Annotated in this window: 21 protein-coding genes; 9 read left to right on the top strand and 12 right to left on the bottom strand. The window is 73.5% G+C overall.

The genetic code is table 11. From position 1 onward, the window contains the following. Nucleotides 1–15: 15 nt before the first annotated feature. The 3 genes from AC6JBM_RS30595 to AC6JBM_RS30585 all read right to left on the bottom strand — a co-directional run bounded on the left by AC6JBM_RS30595 (nt 16) and on the right by AC6JBM_RS30585 (nt 3,295). Complete coding sequence (locus AC6JBM_RS30595) at nt 16–1,284, bottom strand: YqgE/AlgH family protein (RefSeq protein WP_350609219.1); 1,269 nt, start codon at nt 1,282–1,284, stop codon at nt 16–18. A gap of 13 nt (nt 1,285–1,297) precedes the next feature. Continuing rightward, on the bottom strand, nt 1,298–1,654 hold the full coding sequence (locus AC6JBM_RS30590; RefSeq protein WP_350609221.1) for an effector-associated constant component EACC1: 357 nt from the start codon (nt 1,652–1,654) through the stop codon (nt 1,298–1,300). Nucleotides 1,655–1,771: 117 nt separating this feature from the next. Beyond that, entirely contained in the window at nt 1,772–3,295 is a 1,524-nt protein-coding gene (locus AC6JBM_RS30585) for a CYTH and CHAD domain-containing protein (protein WP_497977496.1), read from the bottom strand. Between the two features lie 60 nt (nt 3,296–3,355). On the opposite strand from AC6JBM_RS30585, the gene AC6JBM_RS30580 reads away from it, so the two are divergent. The 3 genes from AC6JBM_RS30580 to AC6JBM_RS30570 are packed head-to-tail and all read left to right on the top strand — an operon-like array spanning nt 3,356 to nt 6,415. After that, on the top strand, nt 3,356–3,541 hold the full coding sequence (locus AC6JBM_RS30580; protein WP_350609225.1) for a hypothetical protein: 186 nt from the start codon (nt 3,356–3,358) through the stop codon (nt 3,539–3,541). 28 nt (nt 3,542–3,569) lie between these two features. Beyond that, entirely contained in the window at nt 3,570–5,627 is a 2,058-nt protein-coding gene (locus tag AC6JBM_RS30575) for an alkaline phosphatase family protein (RefSeq protein ID WP_497977495.1), read from the top strand. 8 nt (nt 5,628–5,635) lie between these two features. After that, nucleotides 5,636–6,415 (top strand): class I SAM-dependent methyltransferase, encoded by a 780-nt coding sequence (locus AC6JBM_RS30570; protein WP_497977494.1) that lies wholly within the window; start codon nt 5,636–5,638, stop codon nt 6,413–6,415. Here AC6JBM_RS30570 and AC6JBM_RS30565 read toward each other — a convergent pair. Genes AC6JBM_RS30565 through AC6JBM_RS30555 form a run of 3 tightly spaced genes read right to left on the bottom strand, consistent with a single transcriptional unit; the run spans nt 6,405 to nt 9,183 of the window. Beyond that, a complete protein-coding gene (locus AC6JBM_RS30565) occupies nt 6,405–7,007 on the bottom strand; it encodes a DedA family protein (protein WP_497977493.1) in 603 nt (200 codons plus the stop codon). The two genes, AC6JBM_RS30570 and AC6JBM_RS30565, sit on opposite strands and share 11 nt — an antisense overlap. Then, nucleotides 7,004–7,750, bottom strand: a complete 747-nt coding sequence (locus AC6JBM_RS30560; protein ID WP_497977492.1) for an MBL fold metallo-hydrolase — start codon at nt 7,748–7,750, stop codon at nt 7,004–7,006. The genes AC6JBM_RS30565 and AC6JBM_RS30560 overlap by 4 nt, the downstream gene beginning before the upstream one ends. A gap of 20 nt (nt 7,751–7,770) precedes the next feature. Next, the gene (locus AC6JBM_RS30555; RefSeq protein ID WP_497977491.1) at nt 7,771–9,183 is read right to left on the bottom strand and encodes an MFS transporter; all 1,413 of its coding nucleotides are present in this window, start codon (nt 9,181–9,183) and stop codon (nt 7,771–7,773) included. An 84-nt stretch (nt 9,184–9,267) separates the two neighbouring features. Between AC6JBM_RS30555 and AC6JBM_RS30550 the strand changes: the two genes are divergently transcribed. Further along, on the top strand, nt 9,268–10,221 hold the full coding sequence (locus AC6JBM_RS30550; RefSeq protein WP_497977490.1) for an Lrp/AsnC family transcriptional regulator: 954 nt from the start codon (nt 9,268–9,270) through the stop codon (nt 10,219–10,221). A gap of 30 nt (nt 10,222–10,251) precedes the next feature. On the opposite strand, the gene AC6JBM_RS30545 is transcribed toward AC6JBM_RS30550, so the two are convergent. The 3 genes from AC6JBM_RS30545 to AC6JBM_RS30535 are packed head-to-tail and all read right to left on the bottom strand — an operon-like array spanning nt 10,252 to nt 12,361. After that, the gene (locus tag AC6JBM_RS30545; RefSeq protein WP_497977489.1) at nt 10,252–10,698 is read right to left on the bottom strand and encodes a hypothetical protein; all 447 of its coding nucleotides are present in this window, start codon (nt 10,696–10,698) and stop codon (nt 10,252–10,254) included. Beyond that, a complete protein-coding gene (locus AC6JBM_RS30540; protein ID WP_497977488.1) occupies nt 10,695–11,111 on the bottom strand; it encodes a MarR family winged helix-turn-helix transcriptional regulator in 417 nt (138 codons plus the stop codon). The genes AC6JBM_RS30545 and AC6JBM_RS30540 overlap by 4 nt, the downstream gene beginning before the upstream one ends. 29 nt (nt 11,112–11,140) lie before the next feature. Beyond that, entirely contained in the window at nt 11,141–12,361 is a 1,221-nt protein-coding gene (locus AC6JBM_RS30535; RefSeq protein WP_497977487.1) for a diguanylate cyclase domain-containing protein, read from the bottom strand. Nucleotides 12,362–12,449: 88 nt separating this feature from the next. Here AC6JBM_RS30535 and AC6JBM_RS30530 point away from each other — a divergent pair, with 88 nt between their 5' ends. Together AC6JBM_RS30530 and AC6JBM_RS30525 are read left to right on the top strand one after the other, a co-directional pair. Then, entirely contained in the window at nt 12,450–14,747 is a 2,298-nt protein-coding gene (locus AC6JBM_RS30530; RefSeq protein ID WP_497977486.1) for a putative bifunctional diguanylate cyclase/phosphodiesterase, read from the top strand. A gap of 90 nt (nt 14,748–14,837) precedes the next feature. Continuing rightward, a complete protein-coding gene (locus AC6JBM_RS30525; protein WP_497977485.1) occupies nt 14,838–16,244 on the top strand; it encodes a condensation domain-containing protein in 1,407 nt (468 codons plus the stop codon). Nucleotides 16,245–16,822: 578 nt separating this feature from the next. Here the strand turns inward: AC6JBM_RS30525 and AC6JBM_RS30520 are convergent. Genes AC6JBM_RS30520 through AC6JBM_RS30510 form a run of 3 tightly spaced genes read right to left on the bottom strand, consistent with a single transcriptional unit; the run spans nt 16,823 to nt 19,274 of the window. Further along, on the bottom strand, nt 16,823–17,881 hold the full coding sequence (locus AC6JBM_RS30520) for a hypothetical protein (RefSeq protein ID WP_497977484.1): 1,059 nt from the start codon (nt 17,879–17,881) through the stop codon (nt 16,823–16,825). After that, entirely contained in the window at nt 17,863–18,609 is a 747-nt protein-coding gene (locus AC6JBM_RS30515) for an alpha/beta hydrolase (protein WP_497986553.1), read from the bottom strand. The genes AC6JBM_RS30520 and AC6JBM_RS30515 overlap by 19 nt, the downstream gene beginning before the upstream one ends. A gap of 20 nt (nt 18,610–18,629) precedes the next feature. Further along, entirely contained in the window at nt 18,630–19,274 is a 645-nt protein-coding gene (locus tag AC6JBM_RS30510) for a CGNR zinc finger domain-containing protein (protein ID WP_497977483.1), read from the bottom strand. 61 nt (nt 19,275–19,335) lie between these two features. Between AC6JBM_RS30510 and AC6JBM_RS30505 the strand changes: the two genes are divergently transcribed. The 3 genes from AC6JBM_RS30505 (at nt 19,336) to AC6JBM_RS30495 (ending at nt 24,963) form a co-directional block, all read left to right on the top strand. Then, nucleotides 19,336–20,562 carry an MFS transporter gene (locus AC6JBM_RS30505; protein WP_497977482.1) on the top strand — a complete coding sequence of 409 codons (1,227 nt, stop codon included), beginning with the start codon at nt 19,336–19,338 and terminating at the stop codon, nt 20,560–20,562. Nucleotides 20,563–21,916: 1,354 nt separating this feature from the next. Beyond that, nucleotides 21,917–23,851 carry a glycosyltransferase family 2 protein gene (locus AC6JBM_RS30500; RefSeq protein WP_497977481.1) on the top strand — a complete coding sequence of 645 codons (1,935 nt, stop codon included), beginning with the start codon at nt 21,917–21,919 and terminating at the stop codon, nt 23,849–23,851. Next, a complete protein-coding gene (locus tag AC6JBM_RS30495; RefSeq protein WP_497977480.1) occupies nt 23,848–24,963 on the top strand; it encodes a glycoside hydrolase family 26 protein in 1,116 nt (371 codons plus the stop codon). Before AC6JBM_RS30500 ends, AC6JBM_RS30495 begins: the two co-directional genes overlap by 4 nt. Nucleotides 24,964–24,975: the final 12 nt, after the last annotated feature.

Raw genomic sequence — 24,975 nt, 5'->3', positions numbered from 1 at the left:
TCAGTCTCCCGGGCTCTACTCGCCCGCGGCCCGGGCGTGCAGGGTCGTCCACAGGTCCCGCGGCCGGCTCGACAGCGCCTCGCGCACGTCGGCGTCGCTGAGCAGCAGCAGGCCCCCGTCGATGTCGGCCTCCAGCTGGTCGGGGCCCCAGCCGAGGTAGCCGGAGAACAGCCGCAGCCCGGCGATCACCGGCGCGAGCGGCTGCGGGTCGGCGGACAGGGCGATCACGCCGAGCCGGTCCTTCACCGGCCGCCACCGCAGCGGCGGCTCGACGTCGGGCCGCAGCCGGGCGACCGCGATGAACCCCTCGTACCGGCTCAGCGGCCCCGCGTCGAAGAGCACCGCCGGCGTGGTCAGCAGCCGCCGCCAGCCCTGCGGGATGTCGGCCGGCAGCGGGTCGGTGGTGGGCCGGTTGATCCGCACGCCGACGGCGCCCCGCCCCCGGTCGTGCCGCAGGATCAGCACCGCGGCCTGGCGCAGGTCGCGGTCCTCGACGGCGGCGGTGGCGACCACGATCCGCCCGACGAGGTCGCGGTGGTGGCGGGCCGCGTTGTGCACCAGCGCGAGCTCGTCGCCGGCCGAGCGCAGCTCCGGCAGCTCGAAGCCGCGCTCGCGCAGCCGCAGGGTCACCTCGCGCCAGACGGTCCGCACGTCGAGCACGGCGGGCCGGTCGGGCAGGCCGCCGCGCAGCACCCGCAGCAGCTCGCCGGTGAACGCGGTGTACGGCTCGCCGGGCGGCGCCTGGGCGGTGCGGTTGCGCGGGGCCGAGACGAGCAGGCAGGTGTCGTCGGTGCCGGCCTGGTCCGCGACGGCCTGGCTGCCGGACTCCCCGGCGGCCAGGTGCCCCGCGGCCCGCCCGGCGTAGCAGCAGTCCAGGATCACCAGGCGGCGGCGGGCCCGGCTGCCGGCCACCGCGCGGCGGATCAGCTCGAAGGGCAGGCCGGCCTCGTACGGTACGGCGGGATCGGTCTCCCGCAGGCCCAGCACGAGCGAGCCGTCGATCGGGTCGACCAGCCCGTGCCCGGCGAAGTAGACGACCAGCATCCCCTCGGGGGCCGTCTCCTCCGCCGCGCGGCGCAGCACCCGGGACACCTCCCGGGCGTCGTCGGGGTCGTGCAGCACCGTGCAGTGCTCGGGCGCCAGCCCCCAGAGGTCGGGGTCCTGGAGCACCCCGGCGAGCCCGTTGAGATTCCTCGTGATCGCCGGTACCTCGGGCAGCGCCGCATACCGCGCCCCGCCGACGAGCACGGCCCGCGACGCGCGCGGGTCAGCCAGTTCCGCCACGGTGCCGCCCGGCTCAGCCGTCGAGCGCCCGCGCCGCGGCGGCGACGGCCTCCGGGTCGGAGGACTCGATGCGCACCGACCGCCCGTCGGGGTCGATGCGGGTGAGCACGATCGCGGGGGCCAGGGGCCGCGTCCGGCGCCAGGCCGACACCGCGAGCAGCAGCTGCCCGACCGACAGCCCGGTGCCGAGCACCAGGCTGATGATCTCGACGGCCCCGGAGAGCTCGCCGGGCCGCGTGGCCGTCGACAGCCCGATCTCGGACTGCACGATGCCGGACTCGCCGACCAGCCACCGCTGGAGGTTGAGCAACTCGTCGACGTCGGGTGTGGGACCGTCCCCGAGGGGCTCGAGGTGGATCTGCAGCTGCACTGGTCAACCCGGGGTGAGAGGGATGCGGACTTCGAACCTTATCGAACCCGCGCATCCCCTGTCACCCGGTGCTCACCCGGTGCTCGCCCAGTGCTCGCCCGGTGCTCGCCCGAGGCGTCACCCGAACAGGGCCCGGGCCGCCTTGCGCACCTTGCGGCGGGCCTTGGGCAGGTCCCGCAGGGCCAGCCGGCCGTGCTCGTCGGTGCGCGCGTGCAGCAGCCCGTAGGTGAACGCGTTCTCGCCGGCGCCGTACGCGCTGATGCCGTACTGCCGCAGCAGGTCCCCGGTCACCAGCGCGTCCTGGTGCGCGCCGAGCGCGTCCTGCAGGGTGGTGACCCGGTCGGCGAGGCGCGTGGCGGACTTGCCGGCGACGGGGGCGACGAGCTCGGCGGCGTAGCGGGCGCGCTTGTAGGCCTTGCGCGCCTCGTGCCGCCGCTCGTCGACGGTCGCGGTGGCGGCGCCGGCGGCCGCGGCGGTGTCCGCGGCGGCCAGGCGGGCGTCGGCGCGGCGCAGGGCCTTGCGCGCGCGGCGCAGGAGCCGGCGGCGGGGCACGCGCTCGGGCCGGGCGGAGCGCAGGACCAGCGCGTCGATCGCGTTGAGCACGTCGGTGTACCGCCGGCTGTCCAGCCCCGCGACGAGCGCCCGGCGGGCCTCGGCGGCGCGCGCGGCGAGCAGGGAGGTGATGCGCGCCGCGACCGGGCCGAGCACGAGCTCCGGCGGCTCGGCGTGCACGAGCCCGGCCAGGCGCTCGCTCATCACGTCGCAGTCGCGGACCTCGCCGAGCAGGCCGGTGACCCACTTGATCTCGTCGTGCAGCCGTTCCAGCGCGGCCGGGTCGTCCGGGCCTTCGGCCAGCAGCGGGGCGAACGAGCGCAGGCTGGAGCGCAGGCGGCGGGTGGCCACGCGCATCTTGTGCACCGCCTCGGCGTCGCCCTCGCGCACGTGCGGGTCGTGCTCGACGAGCGCGTCGCGCTGGACGGCGAGGTAGGCGGTGAGCGCCCGGCGGGACTTCGAGCCGCGCATCCGCACGCCGACCGGCTGGGGGTAGTCGGGGCCGAGGGCCTGGGCGAGCTTCGACGGGCTGTGGGCCGGGCGGGCGCCGGCCCGGCGCAGGGCGGCGTCGAGGCGGTCGAGGGCCGTGGCGTCGCCGTCGACGAGCTCGATCTCCAGCTCGTGCCATTCGCGGGCGCCGCCGCCGTCGCGCAGGGACTCGGTGCTGACCCGGTCGTCGGCGAGCAGGGCGACGGTGCTGCCGTCGGCGGCCTTCAGCGCCCGCTCGACGCGGTGGGTGCGGATGCGGGCGACGGGGGCGAGGTCGGCCCCGCGGGTGAGCGCGCGGACCTGGTCGGTGACGGCCCGCGGCGGGGACTTCTGCCGGTTGTTCGCGGGCAGCTGCAGCTCGCTGCGCTCCCCGCCGGCGGGGCGCTTGAGGTGCCAGCCCGCGTCGTTGCCGCCGGTGCGCCGGCGCAGGGTGACCCGGCCCCGGGCCAGATGCAGCCCGGCGGTGTCGTAGTAGACGGCGTCGAGGCGCTGGTCGTCGGGCTCGCCGACGGCGGTGACGCCGCCGACGCCGGTGAGGTCGGGCAGGGCGAACCCGTCCGGCAGCTCGTATTTGCGTTCCACTTCAAGCTTTCCGGCCATGTCACCCATTGTCGCAGCGAACGCGGCACGTCGCGAACGTGAACGTGGGATAAACGAGAGGTGCACCACGACGTACTCGGGCTGCTCGACGCACATCTCGCCGAGCTGACCGCCCTTCGCCATGTCCTCGCCGCGCCCCGGCCGGTGCACCCCGGGGAGCGCTGGGCCGCGGCCCTGGAGACCGTCCGCTCCGCCGACCGGTACTCGCAGGCGGTGGGCGCGCTGATGGATCCCGCGCCCGTGTAACGACCGGCGCGGCCGTTAATCTGGCTGCGTGGGGGTCGTCGCTCAGCGGATTCGCTTCGCGTTGCGGCTGCTGCGCGACTGGCGCCTGACCGTCGCGTGGGGCAAGTCGCTGCTGCGCTCCGGCGTGACGAGCTTCGCCGTGCTCGCCGTCGTGTTCTGGGCGCTGCCCGGCGTGACGGCCAGCGGCGGCCCGGTGGCCCTGGTCGAGCTGACCGTGCTGCTCGCGGTCATCGGCACCCTCATGCGGCTGGTGCTGCTGGGCGTGGCGGTGCTGGTCGGCGGGGTCGGGGTGCTGGCCGTCGGCGTGGTCATCCAGGCCGTGGTGATGTTCACCGCTCTGCACTTGGCCAACGGCGTCAGCGTCGGCTCCTTCGCCGACGCCTGGATCGCCTCGTGGCTCGCCGCCGTGCTCACCGCGCTCGTGAACTGGCTCGCCGACGCCGGCAGCGAGGACGTCTTCCTCGGCCAGGCGCTGCGGCAGATGGCCCGCCGGCACCGGGGCACCCCGGCGACCGAGCCGGGGGTGCTCATCGTGCAGCTCGACGGGCTCTCCGCGCCGCTGCTGTCGTGGGCGGTGAAGGCCGGGAACCTGCCCAACCTCGGGCATTGGCTGCGCACGGGCACGCACGCGATGCGGGCGTGGCACACGGGCCTGCCGGCCACCACCCCGGCCAGCCAGGCGGGGATCATGCACGGGGACTTCGCGCAGATCCCGGCCTTCCGGTGGTACGAGAAGGACGCCGCCCGGCTCGTGGTGACCAACCGGCCCCGCGACGCCGCCGACGTCGAGGCCCGCATCTCCACCGGCCGCGGCCTGCTCGCCGACGGCGGCGTGAGCATCAGCAACGTGTTCTCCGGCGACGCCCCGACGAGCCTGCTGACCTTCAGCAACGCCTCCCTGCCGGGCCGCTCGGCGCGCGGCTACCTGGCCTTCGTGGCCAGCCCCTACGGCTTCGCGCGGGCGCTGGTGCTCTCCGTGGGCGAGATGCTCAAGGAGATCCAGCAGGCCCGGCGGCAGCGGTTTCGCAACGTGTACCCGCGGGTGCCGCGCACGGCCGCCTACGTGGCCCTGCGCGCGGTCACCAACGTGCTGCTGCGCGACCTCAACGTCTCGCTGATCGCCGAGCAGATGAGCCGGGGCGCCCCGGTGATCTACTGCGACTTCGTCGACTACGACGAGGTCGCGCACCACGCCGGGCCGCTGCGCCCGGAGGCCCTGCAGACCCTGGAGGGGCTCGACCGGGTGCTCGGCACGCTGCACAAGCTCGCCCGGGTCGCCGGTCGCGACTACCGCATCGTCGTGCTCTCCGACCACGGGCAGAGCCAGGGCGCGACCTTCAGCCAGCGCCACGGCGTGACCCTCGAGCGCCTCGTCGCCGACCTCGCGGGCAACGGCTCCGAGTCGGCCCCCGCCGGACCCGACGACGAGGACTGGGGCCGGGCCAACACCCTGCTCGCGGGCGTGTCGCACCAGACCCGCTCGTGCGGCCCCGTCACGCACCGCCCGCGCGGCGAGGTGATCACGATCGCGTCCGGGAACCTCGCCATGCTGTACCTCACCGCCGTCCCCGGTCGCGCCGAGCTCGACGCGATCGAGGAGCTGCGCCCCGGCCTGGTCGACGGGCTCGCCAAGCACCCGGGCATCGGGCTCGTCGTCGCCGCGGCCGCGGACGGCCCGGTGGCGATCGGCCCGGCCGGCCGGCACCACCTGCGCGACGGGCGCGTCGAGGGCGTCGACCCGCTGCTGCCCTACGGCCCCGCGGCCGCCGCCGACCTGCTGCGGCACCAGGGCATGGCCCACGTCGGCGACCTGGTCGTGGTGAGCCGCGTCGACCCGGGCACCGACGAGGTCGCCGCGTTCGAGGAGCTGGTCGGCTCGCACGGCGGCATCGGCGGCTGGCAGACCGAGGCGATCCTGGTGCACCCCGCCGACTGGCCGATGCCCGCCGGGGAGCTGCTCGGGCCGGTCGCCGTGCACGAGCGGCTGATCGCGTGGCTCGAGGAGCTGGGGCTGCGCGAGGAGATGCCCGAGACGCCCGCCGGTGAGAAGGATCTTCCCTTGTCCGCCAGAGTTCGAGGTGTTTAGATCAACGCATGTCTGAGGCCGCATTACGCCCCTGGAACTGGGAAGACCCGCAGGAGCTGGCCGCCACGGTCGACTCGTTCACCGAGGACCTGGCGCGCGTCGAGAAGCTCGCGCCGGAGCTGTCCGCCGAGGTGCTCGACCGCTCGCACTTCGACCGGCTCGGCCTGACCGGCATCGAGTTCGCGGCGTTCAAGACGAGCCACCCGCGGGCGCTGGGCACCGACCTCGTCTCGCTCACCGCCGCCGACGGCACGCGGACCGAGCGCGGCCAGGTGTACCGCGTGGACGACGCCGCGTACTTCACGGAGATGGACATCACCGGCCGGCTGCCGGTCGCCGACGACACCGTGGACTGGGCCTACGCCGAGCACCTCATCGAGCACGTGACCCTGCGGGCCGGCATCGCCTGGCTGACCGAGGTCAAGCGGATCCTGCGCCCCGGCGGCCTGCTGCGCGTCACCACGCCGGATCTCAAGGTCTACGCCGAGAGCTACGTCAACAACGACGGCTTCTTCGGCAAGCACCGCCGGCGCATGAACCGCGCCCTGACCGGGGTCGCGCCCGCGATGCCCGCGCGCGGGGCGTTCATGTTCAACCAGCTGTTCTACGTGTACGGCCACCGCTGGCTCTACGACCTCGAGGAGCTCACGTACGCGCTCACCGCGGCGGGCTTCGCCGAGGACGGGATCGCGGTGCGCGCCTACCGCGAGGGCGCCGTCCCGGACGTGGCCGACCTCGACCAGGTGCTGCGCAACGACGAGACGATCTACGTGGAGGCTACGGCGTAACGTTCGCCGCCGAGTCCCCGGCGCCGCGCGCCCGCCGCTTCTCGACCCAGCTCGCGACCTGGCCGGCGACGAGCACGACGACGATCGCGCAGACCACGCCCTGCCACGGCTGCGGGAAGACGTTGCGGCTGAGCAGGCCGATCGCGCTGTACGTGGCCGACCACAGCAGGCACGCGGCGACGTTGGACACCACGAACGTGCGCCACGACAGCCCGACGATCGCCGCCGCGAGCAGCACCGGGATCCGTCCGCCGGGCACCAGCCGGGACACCAGCAGCGCGGTCACCGGCCGCCGCTGCAGCCGCTCCCGCACGGTCTCGGCGAGCCGCCACGGCTGGCGCAGCAGCCGCAGCCGGCGCGTGAGGGCCTCGCCGCCGGCCCGGCAGATGGCGAAGGTGACGGCGTCGCCCACGTAGGCCCCGAGCCCGCCGGCCGCGATCACCACGGGCACGGCCAGGGGACTGTAATGCGCGGCGAGCACCGCGGTGGCGCTGACCGCGGCACCGGTCGGCAGCACGGGCAGGATCGAGCCGACCGCCACGATCCCGAACATGACCGCCACCGCGGCGATGAGCCCTCCGAACGTGATCACGAAACGGTCAGGCTCTCGCCGGGCGCGAGCACGCGCACGCCGGTCTGCGGGGCCGTGTCGCGGGTGTGCGCGGCGAACTCGTCGCCCGGGCGGTGGAAGCGGTCCGGCCGCACCCGGCCGCACCCGATCGGCCACAGCGTGCCCCAGTGGATCGGCACCGCCTGGCCGGGCTCCACCAGGCGCATCGCCTCGGCCGCGCGGGCCGGGTCGAGGTGCCCGGACCCGAGGGTCCAGCCCCAGCCCCAGACCGGTACCAGAGCCAGATCCACCGGACCGATCTCCTTCATCTCGTCGAAGAGCCCGGTGTCCCCGCCGAACCAGGCCGAGCGCTCCCCGGCGACGACATAGCCCAGGGCCACGGCCCGGATGCGCGACTTGGGGGTCCGCCCGCCGTCGTGCGCGGCCGGCACCGCCCGCACCGTCACGTCGCCGACTGTGGTCTCCTGCCCGGCCCGCAGCTCGACGAAGTCCCGCTCGCCGAGCCGCGAGCGCAGGAACGCCGCCGCCCCGTGCGGCACGATCAGCCGCGTGGCCGGCGGCAGCGACCGCAGCGACGGCAGGTCGCAGTGGTCGGCGTGCAGGTGGGACACGACGACCGCGTCGGGGGCCCGGTCCAGGCGCGGCCGCGGCCCCCGGCGCCGGTGCAGGTGCGCCAGCCGGTCGCGCAGCACCGGATCGGTCAGGATCGTGACCCCGCGCTCGCGGATGGCCACGGTCGCGTGTCCCCACCAGGTGACGTCCATCCAGCCATTATGGGCTCGGGCTAGACGGCCTCGCTGACGACGGGCTCGGGCGCCGGCCGCGGGGCCTCCCAGGCCGGGCGGCCCGTGCGCACCACGAGCAGCACCAGCACCGCGGCGGCCAGGCCGGTGCAGCCCGCCACGGCGGCCACGTGGTTCACCGCGTCGGTGGGGGCGTGGTGCCCGGCGAGCCGGTGCGCGAAGATCGAGCCGAACACGGCCACGCCGAGGGCGAACCCGAGCTGGCGGAACGTGTTGACCGCGCCGCCGGCCATGCCGCTGCGCTCGTGGGGGACCGCGGCGAGGGCGGCCGAGGCCATCGTCGGCAGCACCGCGGCGACGCCGAGCCCGACGACGATCAGGCCGGGGATGAGCGCGGTCGCCGGGGACGCGGGCGTGAGCCGGGCCTGCAGCAGGGCGCCCACGCCGATGAGCAGCAGGCCGACGCCGATGGACCAGCGCGGGGACACCCGCTGCAGGAACCGGCCGCCGAACGCCCCCACGAGGAAGGAGGCGGCGCTCATCGGCAGGGCGCCGAGCAGCCCCGCGTCGACCGGGCCCTTGCCCATGAACTGCTGCAGCCAGACCGTCGTGAACGGCAGGTAGGCGAAGGCGGAGGCCTGGGCCAGTACCGATGCCGCCATGAGGGCGCTGAAGGACGGCTTGGCGAACAGGCGCAGGTCCAGCATGGGGTGGTCGGTGCGCCGCTCGGCGACGACGAACGCGGCCAGGGCCACGGCGGCGACGGCGAAGGCGGCCAGGGTGCTCGGCGCGGTCCAGCCGGCGTCGCCGCCCCGGATCAGGGCGAACGTGACGGCGGTGGCGCTGAGCGTGAAGGTGACGATGCCGGCCAGGTCGAGCCGGTTGCCGGCGCTGGAGCGGCCGTGGGACTCGGTGACGCCGCGCAGCGTGAACCAGACGGCCAGGAGGCTCACCGGCAGGTTGACGATGAAGATCCAGCGCCAGCCGAGGTGCTCGGTGAGCAGGCCGCCGGCGATCGGGCCGGCCGCGGCGGCGGCGCCGTTGACCGCGCCCCAGACCCCGAAGGCCACGCCGCGGTCGCGGCCGGTGTAGGCGACGCCGAGGATCGCGACGGTGGTGGCGAGCATCGCGGCCCCGCCGAGGCCCTGCAGGAACCGGGCGGCGATGAGCAGGCCGGCGTTCGGGGCGACCGCGCACAGCAGCGAGGCGGCCGCGAAGACGACGGTGCCGCCGAGGTACACCCGGCGGCGCCCGTGCCGGTCGGCCAGCGACCCGGAGGCGAGCAGGACGGCGGCGAGCGCGAGGGCGTACCCGTCGAGGACCCACTGCAGGCCGCCGATCGTGACCCCGAGGTCGCGGGAGACGGCGGGCAGCGCGACCGTCACGATCGTGACGTCGACGAGCAGCATGAACGTGCCGATGGAGACGGCGACGAGGGCAGACCATTTGGGCATGCCGTCGAATGTGCGGCCCGCGCCGGTTCATGGGTAGCTGTCCGGCCCGAGGTGGCGGATTCCGACATCGTTTATCGTGGGCCGGTGGAAGTCGACACCCTGGATCATCAGATCGTCGACGCGCTGCGGCTGGACGGGCGCGTCCCGTTCAGCGCCCTCGCCGAGATCCTGGGCGTGTCGGATCAGACGGTGGCGCGGCGGTACCGCCGGATGCGCGACGGCGGCCTGCGGGTCGCGGCCCTGCCCGACGGGGTGCGCCTCGGCTACGACATGTGGATGATCCGCCTGCAGACCACGCCGGACAGCGCGGGGGCGATCGCCGAGGCCCTGGCCCGCCGCCCCGACACCACCTGGGTGACGCTGGGCTCGGGCGGCACCGAGGTCACGTGCTTCGTGCAGAACCCGGGCACCGCCGACCGCGAGAGCCTGCTGCTGCAGAAGCTGCCGCGCACCCCGCGGATCGTCTCGGTGCGCGCGCACTGCCTCATGCACCACTTCGCCGGCGGCCCGATCGGCGGCGAGGCCCGCGGCACCCACCTCGGCGCCGAACAGGTCGCCCGGCTGCGCCCGCCGGTGCCGCCGCCGGGCACCCCCGCGGTGCTCACCGGCGAGGACCGGCCGCTGCTGGCCGCGCTCAACCGCGACGGGCGCCTCGGCTACCCGGCGCTGGCGGCGGCCCTGGGCTCGTCGGAGTCGACGGTCCGGCGGCGCCTGGAGCACCTGCGCGCCACCGGGGCGATCTTCTTCGACGTGGAGATGGACCCGGCGCTGCTCGGGTACCCGGCCCGGTTCCTGCTGTGGCTGACGGTCGCGCCGGCGCGTCTGGCGGCGGTGGGGGAGGAGCTGGCGCGGCACGAGGAGGTCGTGTTCGTCGCGGCGACCACGGGCGAGACGAACCTCATGGCGACCGTGATCTGCCGGGACATGGCGCAGCTGTACACGTACGTCACCCGTCGCATCGGGCCGTTGCGCGGGGTGGAGCGGCTCGAGTCGGTGCCCGCCCTGCGCCACGTGAAGCAGGTCGCCGCGGTGGTGTGAGCCGATACGTCGGGCACTTCGTGCCACGACTTATCGGATATGTCTGTCGTCAGGCGATATTTCGGTTCCGGCCGGGAATTTCGCGGGCGGGTCCGCGGTGAAGGGTCGCGCGTCGGGCGGGACCCAGCCGGCGCGGGCCGCCTCCGTGGCGAGGGTGCCCGGGCGGTAGTGCTCGTTGAGGAGCCGCTTGTCGAGCACCTCGGGATGGCGCGCCGCGAAGGCCGCGAAGTCGGGGTCGTCCGGCGTCATGCGGGCCGCGATCAGCTCGACCCAGGCGCGGCTCATCGTCACGTGGTACTTGCGGGGCTGCCCCGCGTACCGGGCCGTGCGCCGGATGCCGTGGCTGACGAGCCCGATCGCCGCGTCCGGGCCCACCCGGTGGATCGCCAGCCAGGTCAGGTGCACGTGCTCGCGGTGCCCGAAGTGCCCGGGTCCGGCGGTGACCGCCGCGAACAGCTCGTCGAAGGTGGGGATCATGTGGCGGCCTCGGTCAGCGCGTGCAGTACCGCCGCCGCATGCTCGGCGGCGTCGGGCGGCAGGGTTGCCAGGGCGCGCCGCTCCAGGCCGTCCATCGCTGCCAGCACCCGCGTGGCGATCGTGGTGCCCGATGGGGTCAGGCGGACGATCACCGTGCGCCGGTCGCGTTCCTGCGGGCCGCGGCTCACCAGGCCGCGTTGCTCCAGGCGGTCCAGGATGCTCGTGAGGGTGGTGGGGCGCGTGCCGGCCGCGGTGCCCAGCTCCGACACGGTGCACGCGCCGGCCGGGTGGCGGGCCAGGTTCGCCAGGGCGTTGAGCTCGGACGGGGTCAGTTTCAGGTCGGCCAGCTCGGTCGTGAGCCGGTGCAGGGTCGCGTGGGTGGCGCGCTGCAGGTCGAGCACCAGGAATACCACGAGATCGGACTATACGATATCGCAGTAGTTTACGCAGCCTCGTGGATGTGGTACGCGCCCGTTCTGCGGCGTTTCTTGGCGGTGTACATCGCGAGGTCGGCCTGGCGCAGCAGCTCGTCGGGCAGCGAGGCGTCGTTCGACAGGGCCACCCCTACGCTCGCGCTCGCCGGCAGCCGGTGGCCCTCGACGATGATCGGGGCGCCCACCGCCTCCACCACCCGCTCCGCGATCCGCACCGCGGCCGCCAGGTCCGGCAGGTCCTCGGCCACGACCACGAACTCGTCGCCGCCCAGGCGCCCGACGGTGTCCTCGAGCCGCACGCAGTGGGTGAGCCGGCCCGCGACCGCGCGCAGGAGCTCGTCGCCGGCCTCGTGCCCCAGCGTGTCGTTGACCGGCTTGAAGCCGTTGAGGTCGACCAGCAGCACGCCCACCCGCCGGCCGTTGCGGCGGGTGCGCGCCAGGGCCTGCGCCAGCCGCTCGCCGATCAGGCGGCGGTTGGCCAGGCCGGTGAGCGGGTCGTGCAGCGCGCGCATCGTCAGCTCGGCGGTGAGCGCGGCGCCGTCCAGGGCCAGCGCGGCCTGGGTGCGCAGCGTCTCCAGCGCGCGGCGCAGGTCGGCGTGCAGGGTCCGCTCCGCGGTCACGCACAGCACGCCGAAGAATCGGCCGTTGACGACCAGCGGGAGCAGCAGGGCCGTGCGGGGCGTGGTCAGGCCCGGCACGCCGAGCTCGGCGACGTCGCCGACGCCGAGCACCTCGCCGGCCTGCATGAGCGCGCGCAGCTGTGGCGGCGGGGCGAAGCGGCGGCCGACCAGGCCCGTGTCCGCGCCGTCGAGGTCCGTGCCGGCCGCCGCCGCCACGACGAGCTCGTCGGCCTGCGGCACCAGCAGCACGGCCAGCGCGTCCGGCGTGTCGGCGAGCAGCGCGGCGGCCCCGTGGACGGCGAGATCGTGCACGGCCTCCGTGTCGCCCGCGGTCAGCAGGCCGGTGCCGGTGTCGGCGAGGATCTGGTCGCGCACCATCGTCTTGCGCAGGGCCGCCAGGGTGCGGTCCAGCCGCCGCAGCAGCCGCGCGTGCACCCGCAGGGACCACGCCTGCCGCACGAGCACCGCGCCGTTGAGCGCCAGCGCCGCGACCGGCACCGCCCAGCCGTGCTGATCGGCGCGCTCGCCCCAGGCCGCCAGCAGCACCGCGTCGATCACGCCGACGGCCAGCAGCGACACCCAGGTGACGACCCGGCCGTTGAGGTCCACGCTTCGCTCATCGGCACAGGGCCGCACCCTGCTAACGTTTTCGTGCCGCTTGCCGATGGGAAGACCCGTGGCAGCGGCAGCGGTACTCGTGCGGCGACTGATGGTCGCGATCGTCGCCTGCATGCTGGCCGCCGCGTCGTGGGCCACGCTCTACGCGGCCGGCCTGCCGATGCCCAAGCAGATCGTGTGGGTGGTCGGCCCGTTCGGCCTCGCGATGTCCGCCTGGATGGCCTGGCTGGCCGGGGAGGTGCCCGGGATCGCGGCGAGCGCGCGGCGGTTCTGGCACCGGTTCGCGCTCGCGACTGGGCTGGTCACCATCGGTACCGCCATCATGACCCCGGCCCGGCTCAGCCCCGAGTCGCCGTATGCGCTGCGGCTCACCCAGATCGCCGCGCCGGTGCTCGCGGCGAGCATCCTCATCGTGCTGTACGCGCTGCTGCGGCTCCCCGTGCGCACCCGCACCCGGGCCGAGTGGACCCGCCTCGGCCTCGACGGGCTCACGGTGCTCATCACCACGGCCCTGTTCCTGTGGCACCTCGCGCTGCGCCCGATCGCGGAGCACAACGGCAACCTCGGCGTCGTGATCGGCCTCTCCCTCGTGGGCATCACCTGCCTGGTCACGCTCGTGGCGGTGCTCAAGGTCGTCATGCTCGGCAGCGGTACCGTCAGCCGCCGCTCCATGGCCCTGCTCGCCACGACGCTGGTCGCCGGCGGCCTCAGCTCCGCGGTGTCGCCGCTCATCGCCACCCACCCGCGCCTGGCCGGGCTCCAGCCGATGCTCACCCTCGTCGAGTGCCTGCTCGTCGCGGCGGCGGCCCGGGCCCAGTGGCGCCCCGCGGCCGCCCAGCGCACCGCGCGCGGCGGGCGCACGTACAGCAAGCTGCCCTACTACGCCGTCGGCGCGACCCTGGTGCTGCTCGCGTTCGTGGCGTACACCGACCACCGCGACATCGCCGCCGTGGCCACCGGCGCCATCGCGGTCAGCGCGATCGTCGGCGCCCGCCAGCTCGTCGCGCTGCGCGACAACCAGCGCCTGCTCGCCGAGGTCAGCGCGCACGAGCGCCGGCTGCGCCACCAGGCCACCCACGACGCCCTCACCGGCCTGGTCAACCGCAACCACTTCACCGAGCTGCTCGGCGCCGCGCTGCGGACCCCCGGGCCGACCGCGGTCCTGCTCATCGACCTCGACGACTTCAAGCTCATCAACGACACCCTCGGGCACGCGGTCGGCGACGAGGTGCTCATGACCGTGGCCGAGCGCCTCCGCGGGGCCGTGCGCGCCGAGGACGTCGTGGCCCGCCTCGGCGGCGACGAGTTCGCGGCCATGCTCTACGAGGTGCCCGGCGAGCACGCCGTCGGCGTCGCCGAGCGCATGCGCGACCTGCTCACCACCTCGGTACGCGCGGCCGGGCACGAGCTGCTGGTCCGGGCCAGCGTGGGCGTCGCCACCTCCTCGCCGGAGCTCGCCGAGGACGTCGACACCCTGCTGCGCAACGCCGACCTGGCCATGTACGCGGCGAAGGAGCGGGGCAAGGGCGGCCACTTCGTGTACGTGCCGGGCATGACGACGCGCATCGTCGCCCACGCCGAGATCGGGGCGCGGCTGCGCGACGCGATCGATGCCGGGCAGCTCCATCTGCAGTACCAGCCGATCGTGCGCCTCGACGACGGCCGCACCGTCGGCACCGAGGCCCTGGTGCGCTGGCGCCACCCCGAGCTCGGCGTCATCCCGCCCGGCGACTTCATCCCCGCCGCCGAGCAGACCGGGCTCGTCGTGCCGCTGGGCCGCTTCGTCATGCGCGAGGCGTGCGCCCAGCAGGCCCGCTGGCTGCGCGAGCTCGGCGCGTCCGCCCCCGGCTACGTGTCCGTGAACGTCGCCGGCCGCCAGCTGACCGACCCCGACTTCGTGACCGACGTGCTGGCCGCCCTCGACGACGCCGGCCTGGACCCGCGCCACCTCACGGTCGAGGTGACCGAGACCGCGGTGGTGGACGAGGCCGCGATCGCCGCGCTGCAGCGGCTGCGGGACCGCCGCATCCGCATCGCCCTGGACGACTTCGGTACCGCCGCCTCGTCGCTGGGTCTCCTGCTCACGTGCCCGGTGACCACGCTCAAGCTCGACCGCTCCTTCGTGGACGAGATCACGACGGTGGCCCGGCAGGAGGCGGTGGCGACGGCGGTGATCCGCATGGCGCAGGCCCTCGACCTGGACACCGTGGCGGAGGGCATCGAGACGGAGGCCCAGGCGCGGATGCTGCGCCACCTGGGCTACACGTTCGGCCAGGGCTACCTGTACTCCCGCCCGCTGGCCCCCGGGGACCTGGCCGAGCGGGCCGTGGTCGCCCCGCCCGCCTTCGCCGGCCTCGCGGTCCACCACGCCACCTGAGTACTCGGCCGCCGCCTCGGTCCTTCGGCCGCCGCGTCCAGCCATTCGTATTCTTGTTTACATCAATGTCCGAGTGAACGATCGCCATACATGGAACGCATCACGGTGACCTTCGAGGGCGAGGGCGCCGCCACCGGCGAGCTGACGTGGGGCCAGCAACAGGTCTTCCAGGCCATGCGGGAGATGAACAGCTCCATGAGCATGGGCGGCGTGGTCCCCGTCCACGACGGCCGCACGGTCGCGGACTTCGCGGAGGAGCTGCGCTTCTTCATGAGCCGCTACCCGTCGATGCGGACCCTGCTGCGCTTCACCCCGGACGGCCGCACGACCCAGGAGACCTTCGGCTCGGGCGAGGCCCACCTGGAGGTCCACACCGCCGAGGCCTCGGCGGCGGCCACCGTCGCCGCCCCGGCCGTGTCCTCGTCGTCCTCGTCGCTGGTCCCGCTGGCCTCGGCCGCACTGCCGGCCGCCGCGGAGGCGCTGGCCGCCGAGGTGTTCGCGGCGTGGAAGTCGCGCCCCTTCGACTACGGCACCGAGTGGCCGATCCGCATGGCCGTGGTCCGCTCGGGCGCCGGCGGCCCGGTCACTCACGTCCTGGTCGAGGTCACGCACATCGCGACGGACGTGACGGGCCTGGCCACGATGATCCGCGAGCTGTCCCAGCGCGACTCGCTCGGCCCGGAGCCGGTGCCGGGCCCGCTGGACATCGCCGCGCAGCAGCGCTCTGCGACCCGCCAGACCGACAACGCCATGCGCCACTGGGAGTCCCAGCTGCGGGCCATCAACCCCCAGCGCTTCCCGCTCGGGTACCGCGACCCTTCGGCGCCGCGCTTCCGCCAGGTGGTGTGGGCGTCGCGGGCGCTGCACGCGGCCAGCGAGCGCCTGGGCGCCCGGCTGGCCGTCGACACCGCCCCGGTCCTGCTCGCCGCGTACGCCGTGGCCTTCACCCGGGTGGTCGGCGGCGCCCCGTTCGCGACCCAGGTCATCGTCGGCAACCGCTTCCGCCCGGGCCTGGCCGAGGTGGTCTCCCCGTTGTCGCAGAACGGCCTGGTGGTGCTGGACCCGCGCACGATCACGGCCGCCGAGGCGGTCCTGCGGGCTCGCCAGGCGTCGATGAGCGCGTCGAAGTACGCCTACTACGACCCGCAGGCCCGCCAGGCCCTGCTGGAGCGGGTGGCCAAGGACCGCGGCGAGCCGATCGACCTGCAGGTCTTCTACAACGAGCGCCGCCTGGCGCTGCGCCCGCCGGCGACGGCCGCCGACGACGCGACCATCCGCGCGCTGCGGCGCGAGACGGCGCTGATCCGGGAGACCGAGCTGCCGTACTTCAACGAGAAGCTGATGGTGAACATCGACGACGTCCCCGACACGGTCCAGATCACCACGGAGGTGGACACGGCCTACCTGACCATCCCGCGGCTGCACCTCCTGCTGGCGGAGATGGAGCACTTCACCGTGGAGGCCGCCCTGAACCCGGAAGCCCAGGCCATCCCGTAGCGCTTCCAACCTCCCAGCAGACGCCCCACCGCAGCCCGGGCCCGCCACTTCGCGCACCCTGCAACGTCTCTCGGGCCGCCGCCCGGTTGACGATCCGTTGCGGCTCGTTCGCGCGTTCCGCCGCGTTCCGCCGCTTCGCGGTGCCGGTCCACTGGTGAACTAGCACCCTGTAACGTCTCTCGGACCGTCGCCCGGTTGACGATCCGTCTCGGCTCGTTCGCGCGTTCGGCCGTGGTCCGCCGCTTCGCGGTGCCCAGTCCGCTGGTGAACTGGTGCGCAGGTCCGCCGGCTTGCCGGCCGCATGACCGTCGGCTTGCCGGCCGCATGACCGTCGGCTTGCCGGCCGCATGACCGTCGGCTTCGGTCGGTTGCCGCGTCACTTCACGGCTTACCGGACCGCGGGTTCCTAGTTCGCGGCGCAAGTCCATTGGTCCGTCGGGTCCCGGCCGGTGACGCCTCGGGCTGTGGTCCGCGCCTCGGGTCGCGGCCCGCGCCTCGGGTCGCGGCCCGTCGCCCCGCAGGTGCCCAAGTGACCGCGCCGCCCCGTCGCGGAAGTGCTTCGGATGCCTGGACCCTGCTCAGAGCCCCGCCATGCGTCCTCGCTCCCTGGCCTCGTCCCGCCCAAGACCGTCAAGCCCGTCGAGCCGCCACTTCTTCGCGTTGAACAGCCGGATCCAGAGCCCGGCCGCCCACGCCGCCTCGATCTCCTCGCGGTTGAACCGCCGCCCGCTCGCCCGCTGGTACCCGTCGAGAAACTCCCCGCTCTCCTGCAGCGTCGCGCCCCACCGCCCGTCGCCCGCCGGCCACATCGCCGCCGCCACGCCCACGATCACCGCCTCGGGTTCGGCCACCACGCTGTCCCAGTCGTGCACGGCCAGCGGCACGTCCCCGCGCCACCAGATGTTGTGCGATTCGAAGTCGCAATGCCCGATCACCGGCTCGGCCGCGAACCGCCTCAACCGCGCCCGTACCGCCAGCGCCGCCGCATCATGCCAGCTCTCCTCCGCATGCAGATCGACGTCCCGGTCATCGGGCCAAGGCCAGATCGGCCCTTCCTCGTGATGCCATCGAACCCAGGGGGGTGACGGCGACGTCGAAGGCGTGTCCCGCACCCGCGGCGCCATCTCGATCAGCCTTGCCAGCAGCGCCGAATACTCTGCCGCCCCCGCGACTCCTGCCCCCGCGACTTCCGCGCCCGCGACTTCCGCCCGCGCATCGGAGGCTCCGCAAGCCTCGCCGACCGGCTTCTCGTGACCGTCGCCTGTCGTGCCGAGCGGGCCGGACGTCGAAGCCGGCCCGACCGCCTCTCGTCGTGTCGTCGACACCGCCGGGCCCGCGGCGGGACCGGCGGTCGGCTCCACGGCCATCTCGGCGCTCACCGCCAGCTCGCCGAATCGGGTCGGCCCCGCGATCGGCTCGGGACAGGGGAAACCGGCCCGCCAGAGGTGCCGGTGCACGTGGGCGCACCCCAGCAGCCGGTCCTCCGCCGGCCGCGCCTTCACCACCACCGCGCGCCCGTCGGCCAGGCGCAGGACGTGCACCACGGCCAGGTTGCCGGTCGTGCGGATCGTCTCGGTGACGTCACTGCCGAGCCAGGCGCCGATGGCGGCGTGCGGAATCATGCCAACGGCAGCCATGCGAGCACCTCCCGGATCTTCTCGTCCCAGAAGGCCCAGTCGTGAGCGCCGGGGGAGAACTCGGTCTTCAGCGGGATGCCGCGCTCGGCGCAGGCGTCGCGGAATCGCACGTTCGACGAGTACAGCACATCCTCCGTGCCGCACGTGACGAACAGCGGCGGCGGGTTCTCGACGGTGTCGAGCAGGTGCAGCAGGTCGTTGTCGGTGCCCTCGATGGTGGGCGGGGTGCCGTAGATGCGCTCCCACATCCGCGGGTCTTCGGGCCGGGCCAGTTCGCGCGCCCGTGTGGCGAGGTCGAGGACGCCGGAGAGGCTGGCCGCGGCGCCGAATCGGTCGGGGTGGCGGAGGGCGAGCTTGAATGCGCCGTACCCTCCCATGGAAAGCCCGGCCACGAACGTCCTCGCGGGATCGTCGGTGAGGCGGAACAGCCCGCGGGCGGTTCGCGGCAGCTCTTCGGAGATGAACGTCCAATATGGACGGCCCCAGACCTCGTCGGTGTAGAAGCTGCGTTCGACCCGCGGCATGACGATGGCGATCTGCCGCTCGGCGGCGTAGCGCTCGAGCGACGTGAACCGCGTCCAGGCGGTGTCGTCGTCGCTGAGGCCGTGCAGGAGATAGAGGGTCGGGAACTCGGCGGCCTGGCCGGTCGCCTGTTCGGGAAGGAGGACGGTCATGGAGGTGCCGACCCCGAGCGCGTCGGAGGAGAAGTCGCATCGGATGCGGGCCATCGTCATGCTCCCATCGTAGCTCATTTTGGTGGTAGCTGTCTGCCCCGGCGACGGTCGGTGAGTCGGCGGGCCTTCACGCGCGAGCCGCAGTCGGTCATCGAGCACCATCGCCGCGAATGGTTGCGGCTGCGGTCGAGGAACAGCCAGCCGCAGCCGCCCTCTTCCAGCGGGCAGATGCGGAAGTCCTCGACGTTTTCGCTGGTCAGCACGTCGACGGCGATCGCGGCGAGACGATCCTGCACGGCGAACGCGGCCACGTCGCCGATCCGCAGGTGCGCGGCCGTCGGAGCGTCGAACGACAGTGTGACGCGCGCCCGGGCCACGGCGGCGGAGTAGCGCGTGCTGAGCTGCTCGAGTGCCGGCTGATACGGCACCTGTGTCTTCAGGGTCTCGTCCAGGCGCACGAGCAGTACCGTATAAAGGGCCTCCCGAATCGCCAGAGCCGCTGCCAGGGCCTGCTCGCCCTGCCACGCGAGCCGGATGTCGGGTGCCTCCTCCGGCTCCACGACGGCCGTGCGGATGGCCCACCTCAGCAGCTCCTCCGGCGTGCTGAGGTGCTCCTTCTCCGGCTCGGCGTCCGGCACCCGCGGCTCGACCGTGTTCACCAGGTCGAGCGCGGTGTGCCCGCCGACGACGCGGAGGGCGGGCTTGTCCGTCGTCTCCATATGTGCGATGCTACCACCGTACCCGCATTAACTGGAATCACCTCGGAACGGGAGGGCGCTGATGCTCGAACACCGACGTGCAAACCTCGCCCTGGCCGCACTGTCCATCTCGACCTTCACCTTCGTCACCACCGAGATCCTGCCCGTCGGGCTGCTGACGCTCATGGCCGACGATCTGCACCGCTCGAGGTCGCAGGTCGGGCTGTTGATGACGGGCTACGCGGTCGTGGTCGTGCTCATGTCGTTCCCGCTCGCGCACCTCACGCGCCGCATCCCGAAACGGCTCCTGCTCGGCGCCACGCTCGGCGTGTTCTCCGCCGCGACGCTGGTCACCGCGATCGCGCCCGGCTATGAGGTGCTGCTCGTCGCGCGGCTCATCGTCGGGCTCAGCCAGGCGCTGTTCTGGTCCATCGTCGCCTCGACCGCGACGAGTCTCTTCCCGCCGTCGCAGCGCGGCCGCACCGTGGCCCGCATGTCCATCGGTGCCGCCCTGGCCCCGGTGCTCGGCGTGCCGCTCGGCACCTGGCTCGGGCAGCAGGCGGGCTGGCGCGTCGCGTTCCTCGTCATGGCCGCCGTCGGAGTCGCGACCTGTGCCGTGGTGGTGGCACTCGTACCGTCCGCCCCGCCCGAGGCCGACTCGGCATCACGAGGCGTGAACCCCTCGCTCCGGCGCTATGTGCTGCTGGTGCTGTGCACCGCCATCGTGGTGACCGGCGCGCTGACCGCCCAGACCTACGTGACGCCGTTCCTGCTCGACGTCACCGGATTCGCCGCCGCGACCCTCGGCCCGCTGCTGCTGGTGACGGGCTCCGCCGGATTCCTGGGCACTCTGGTGGTGGGGCGATTTCTCGATCGGTACCCGTGGTTCGCGCTCGTCGTCCCGATGGCCCTCATCTGCCTGGCACTGGGCGTGCTCTACGCGCTCGGCACGATGAAGGCGGCCGCGATCGTGGCCCTGGCTCTGAACGGCTTCGCGTACAGTGCGATGGCCGCGGCCGTGCAGAACCGCATCCTCCTGGTCGCCCCGGGCAGCACCGACCTCGCCTCGGCCGGCGGCAGCTCGGCGTTCAACGTCGGCATCGCCACCGGCTCGTTCGTCGGCGGCGTGATCATCGACCACGCCGGTGTCCGGTCCGTCGCCCTGGCCGGCGCGCTCATCACCGTCGTCGCCGTCGCCCTCCTCCTCGCCGAACCCCGCCTCGCTCGCACCCGCCGCGACCCGTCCGCATCGCCGGCAGAGCCGCAGGCCGAGGCGGCGACGCTGGACTGGCAGCGCGCGGCGGCCTGAGACCGGCCGGTCGGGGCGGGCGTCGGCTCGGCCGGAGCGGCCATCGCGGTGCGACCGCGCCTCGGGGCCCGCGGTCGTGTCGGAGCTACGCGTAGCCGCATCGATCGAGGGACTGGCCGCGCCGGACTGTGGCGGGCCGCGTCAGACCCGGCGGTCGCGTCCGTGCGTCGGGCCGAGCCGTGCGCCGGGCCGAGCCGTGCGCCGGGCTGTGCCGGATGACACTGAGCCGCGCGCCGGGACTGCGCGGGGCCGGAGTGCGGAGTGTGGGGTGCGCTGGGCTGAACCGTGGCCGTGTGCCGGGGCCGCGCCGGGTCGGGCTGCTGTGTTGGGACCGGACGGAAACAGTGCCGGGCCGGATCGTGTGAGGGCGTGCTGCTGCGAGCGGGGGCCGGAACAGCGTCGGGTCGGGGTCGGATCGTGCGCCGGACGAATGGCGCTGGGCTGTGTGCGGGGACTGGAGCGGTGTCGGGCCGGATCGTGTGAGGGCCGTGCTGTTTCGGGCGGGGCTGCGAGCGGGGGCCGGAACAGCGTCGGGTCGGGGTCGGATCGTGCGCCGGACGAATGGCGCTGGGCTGTGTGCGGGGACTGGAGCGGTGTCGGGCCGGATCGTGGTGAGGGCGTGCTGCTTCGGGCCGGGCTGCGCGCGGGGACTGGAACAGTGTCGGGGCGGGCGTGTGGCGCCGGGCCGTGCTGTGGGGAGTCGGGAGCCTGTCAGGCGGCCGCGTGGTGTGGACCGGGCCGAGGCTGTACCGCTCCGAGGAATCCCTGCGAGAGAGAAAAGAGCGGTGACTCAGGCTCCGGGCAGCCTGCGGTGCTCAGACCGGGCCTCGCGGCGGTAGTTGCGCCAGGGGCGGGCGCCCGTCTCCCGCGAAGGGGCCGGCACGTCGGCCCTCCCGCCCGCGTGCGCGGCCCCGCACTCGAGATCCGGTCATCTTCGTGCGCGTAGGCGTTGCCCGGGTGCGGGTCGGATCCGGATGGGTGCGGTTCCAGAGGCGCTGCGAGTCGCGTGGCGGTGGCTGCCGAGGCCGCGAGAGAAAGGCGGCCGTCATCGGGAAATGGGGCTGATACTGATCCACAACTGTTGCTCGATGTCGGCTATTCGACAAAATCCGGTGTATTTCCGCCGTCAATGGATTCGTTCAAGAAAGAGACCCGGAAACAGCCTGTCGGATCCGTTACATCGGTGGCTGGCGGGCGGGGTTGGGAAGCGGTGCGAGACGCCTCTCACCTGCGGAAACGGTCTCGGGTAAAGGATCGATGACCGGCCGTTCGGGTGGTCCTCGTGATCGCATTCAGTGCCTACCATCGGCATTGCCGTAAGGGCGGCGAGCATCCAAGATCGGAGGCTGGGTCGTTGCTGGACACCGTCGTGCCCCCATCGGCGACTTCCGCTGCCGAGGCCGGGAAGCCGGGCCGCCTTGAGCGGCGTCTGAAGCGGCGGCAGGCGAAGCTCGCCGAGACGCACCGCGCCTACGAGGACTGCGACGAGCTCGCCGGGCCGCTGACCACGCCGGGGCGGGCGCAGCATCCGGTGGTGTACCGGCACGTGGGCGGGGTGGGGCGGCGGGTCGTGCTGTCGCTGCTGATCGCGCTGAATTTCCTGACGGGGTTCGTCTTCGTCGGCTGGCTGCTGCTGCCCGAGCACATCCCCGGCGTCGGCCAGGACTGGCACGTCATCGTCGCGCGGGTTGCGTTCTGTTTCGTCGTCCTGGTCGAGGCCGTACGGATGCTGCAGAACTTCGCGGTGTGGGTGTTCGCCTGGAAGGCCAGGGACCCGGTGCCGATGGTGCCCGAGCGCGGCCTGCGCATCGCCATGCTCACCACGATCGTGCCGGCCAAGGAGCCCATCGACGTCGTCGTGCGGTCGCTGCGGGCCATGCAGCAGGTGCGCTACGACGGGCAGGTCGACATCTGGATTCTCGACGAGGGCGACGACCCCCGCGTGAAGGCGATGGCCAAGCGGCTCGGCGTGCACCACTTCAGCCGCAAGGGCCGGCCCGAGTTCAACCAGGACCACGGCGCGTTCCGGGCCAAGACCAAGTCCGGCAACCACAACGCCTGGCGGGCCACGCACGAGCACCGCTACGACGTCGTCGCGCAGATGGACCCCGATCACGTGCCGCTGCCCAGCTTCCTGGAGCGCACGCTGGGCTACTTCCGCGATCCCGACGTCGCCTTCGTCGTGGCGCCGCAGGTGTACGGCAACATGTACGACAACTGGGTCGTGCACGGCGCGTCGGTGCAGCAGTATCTGTTCTCCGGTCTCATCGAGCGCGGCGGCAACGGCCTCGACGCCCCGCTGCTGATCGGCACCAACCACCTGTACCGGCCGCTGGCGTGGGGGCTGATCGACGGCTATCAGGACTCGATCATCGAGGACCACCTGACGAGCATGGTCGTGATGGGCGCCCGTAACCCGCTCACGGACCGGCGCTGGAAGGGCGTCTACACCCCCGACGTCGTCGCGGTCGGCGAGGGCCCGACGAGCTGGACCGACTACTTCAACCAGCAGAAGCGGTGGGCGTACGGCGTGTGGGAGATCCTCCTGCGCCGCTCCCGGCCGCACCTGAGGAACCTCGGGGCCGGGCAGCGCCTGTGCTACGGCCTGGTGCAGTCCTACTACCCGAGCGTCGCGCTGTCCGCGGTCTCCGGGATCGTGGCCACCGGCACGTACCTCGGGCTGGGCATCAACGCGGCGACGATCGAGTGGCAGTGGTGGCTCGGGCTCTGGTCGGCCAGCATGGGCAGCTGGGCGGTGCTGTGGCTGTGGCTGCGCCGGTTCAACCTGGCCCGGCACGAGCGCCGGGAGATCGGCGTGCACGGCATGGCGCTCGCGCTCTTCGCCGTGCCCGTCTACGCCGCGGCCGGGCTCGCCGCGCTCGCCCGGCGGCCGCTCGCCTACGCGGTGACGGCGAAGGGGCGGCTGCGCAGCGCCGACGGGCCCAGGACGTTCCGGACGCACGCGGTCTGGGCCCTGATCGGCGTCGCGCTGCTGGCGACGAGCGGGCTCATGGGGTACGACTCCATCGCCCTGCGTTTCTGGGCCTCCGTCAGTGTGGTCGTCGGGATCGTCCCGCCCCTGATCGCGTGGGTGGCCTATCTGCGCGACCGCGGCGCCGAGGTGCCCGAGGAGGACCCGGTGACCGCCGGGCTCGTCGTCACCGTCCGCGCCACGGCGGCCAGCGCGACCGCCATCGACGAACTGCCGACCGTGCGCGGGTTCCCGGCCGTGCCCCACGCCGGCTTCCCGCTGCCGAACCCGGCCGTGCCGCAGGGGAGCGCCGCGTGATCACGCTGCCGCGCGTCATGCTCGCCGCCCTCGTGCTCATCGGCGGCTACGTCTTCGTCGTCGCCCCGCGGGTCGAGGCGAACACGCGCACCACGGCGAGCTGGCAGGAGCAGGTCGCGGAGCCGGTGCCGAGCTTCAGCCCGGCGCCGAGCGCGCCGAGCAAGAGCCGGCAGACCTTCCCGCAGGCCGGCACCGCGTTCTTCGGCGTGTTCACCGACAAGGGGCCCGGCGACCTCACCGACTACAACGGCTTCGTGCACGCGGCCGGCAAGAGCCCGCAGGTCATGATGTTCGCGTCGGGCTGGGGCGCGGAAAAGCACTTCGACCGCCAGCCCTTCGACCGGATCGTGAACCGCGGGATGCTGCCGATGCTCGGCTGGGAGCCGTGGGACTACCGAGCCGAGTCCAAGACCGACCGGGACCGGGGGACGCAGCCGCAGTACCGGCTGGCGAGGATCAGCGGCGGGGACTTCGACGGCTACCTCACCGAGTGGGCGCAGGGCATCAAGGCGCTGGGCTATCCGGTGGCGATCCGCTTCGCGCACGAGATGAACGGCTACTGGTACCCGTGGGGCGAGTCCGCCAACGGCAACCAGAAGGGCGACTACGTGGCCGCCTGGCGCCACGTGCACGACCTCTTCGAGCGCCTCGGCGCCGGCAACGTCATCTGGGTCTGGAGCCCGAACGTCGTCTACGACAACGCCACCCCGCTGACCCAGCTGTACCCGGGCGACGACTACGTGGACTGGGTGGGCCTGTCGGGCTACTACGGCACCGCGGGCATGGAGACGTACCAGACCTTCGAGCAGATCTACCGGCCGACGCTCAACGAGCTCAAGCGGCTGAGCCGCCGCCCGATCGTGGTCACCGAGACGGCCGCCACCGACAAGCAGGGGCGCAAGGCCGACTGGATCACCGACCTGCTGCGGACGCTGCCGCAGCACCCGGAGATCATCGGCTTCCTCTGGTACGAGTCGGTCAAGGAGACCGACTGGCGCATCGCCGCCACGCCCGCCGCCTCGGCCGCGTTCGCCCAGGGCATCGCCCAGCCCTACTACGGCGCGACCTGGGACCCCGACATGGTCCCGCGCCGCCTGACCCGAACCAACTAGAGGAGCAGCGTC

It is taken from the genome of Dactylosporangium thailandense (assembly GCF_059739745.1).
This window is presented reverse-complemented; position numbering and strand designations above follow the sequence as displayed.

Coding starts and splice junctions, on each gene's coding strand:
- AC6JBM_RS30525 (WP_497977485.1), top strand. CDS start 14,838: ATGGAACGCATCACGGTGACCTTCGAGGGCGAGGGCGCCGCCACCGGC.
- AC6JBM_RS30545 (WP_497977489.1), bottom strand. CDS start 10,698: ATGATCCCCACCTTCGACGAGCTGTTCGCGGCGGTCACCGCCGGACCC.
- AC6JBM_RS30585 (WP_497977496.1), bottom strand. CDS start 3,295: ATGGCCGGAAAGCTTGAAGTGGAACGCAAATACGAGCTGCCGGACGGG.
- AC6JBM_RS30520 (WP_497977484.1), bottom strand. CDS start 17,881: ATGGCTGCCGTTGGCATGATTCCGCACGCCGCCATCGGCGCCTGGCTC.
- AC6JBM_RS30505 (WP_497977482.1), top strand. CDS start 19,336: ATGCTCGAACACCGACGTGCAAACCTCGCCCTGGCCGCACTGTCCATC.
- AC6JBM_RS30515 (WP_497986553.1), bottom strand. CDS start 18,609: ATGGCCCGCATCCGATGCGACTTCTCCTCCGACGCGCTCGGGGTCGGC.
- AC6JBM_RS30510 (WP_497977483.1), bottom strand. CDS start 19,274: ATGGAGACGACGGACAAGCCCGCCCTCCGCGTCGTCGGCGGGCACACC.
- AC6JBM_RS30560 (WP_497977492.1), bottom strand. CDS start 7,750: ATGGACGTCACCTGGTGGGGACACGCGACCGTGGCCATCCGCGAGCGC.
- AC6JBM_RS30555 (WP_497977491.1), bottom strand. CDS start 9,183: ATGCCCAAATGGTCTGCCCTCGTCGCCGTCTCCATCGGCACGTTCATG.
- AC6JBM_RS30570 (WP_497977494.1), top strand. CDS start 5,636: ATGTCTGAGGCCGCATTACGCCCCTGGAACTGGGAAGACCCGCAGGAG.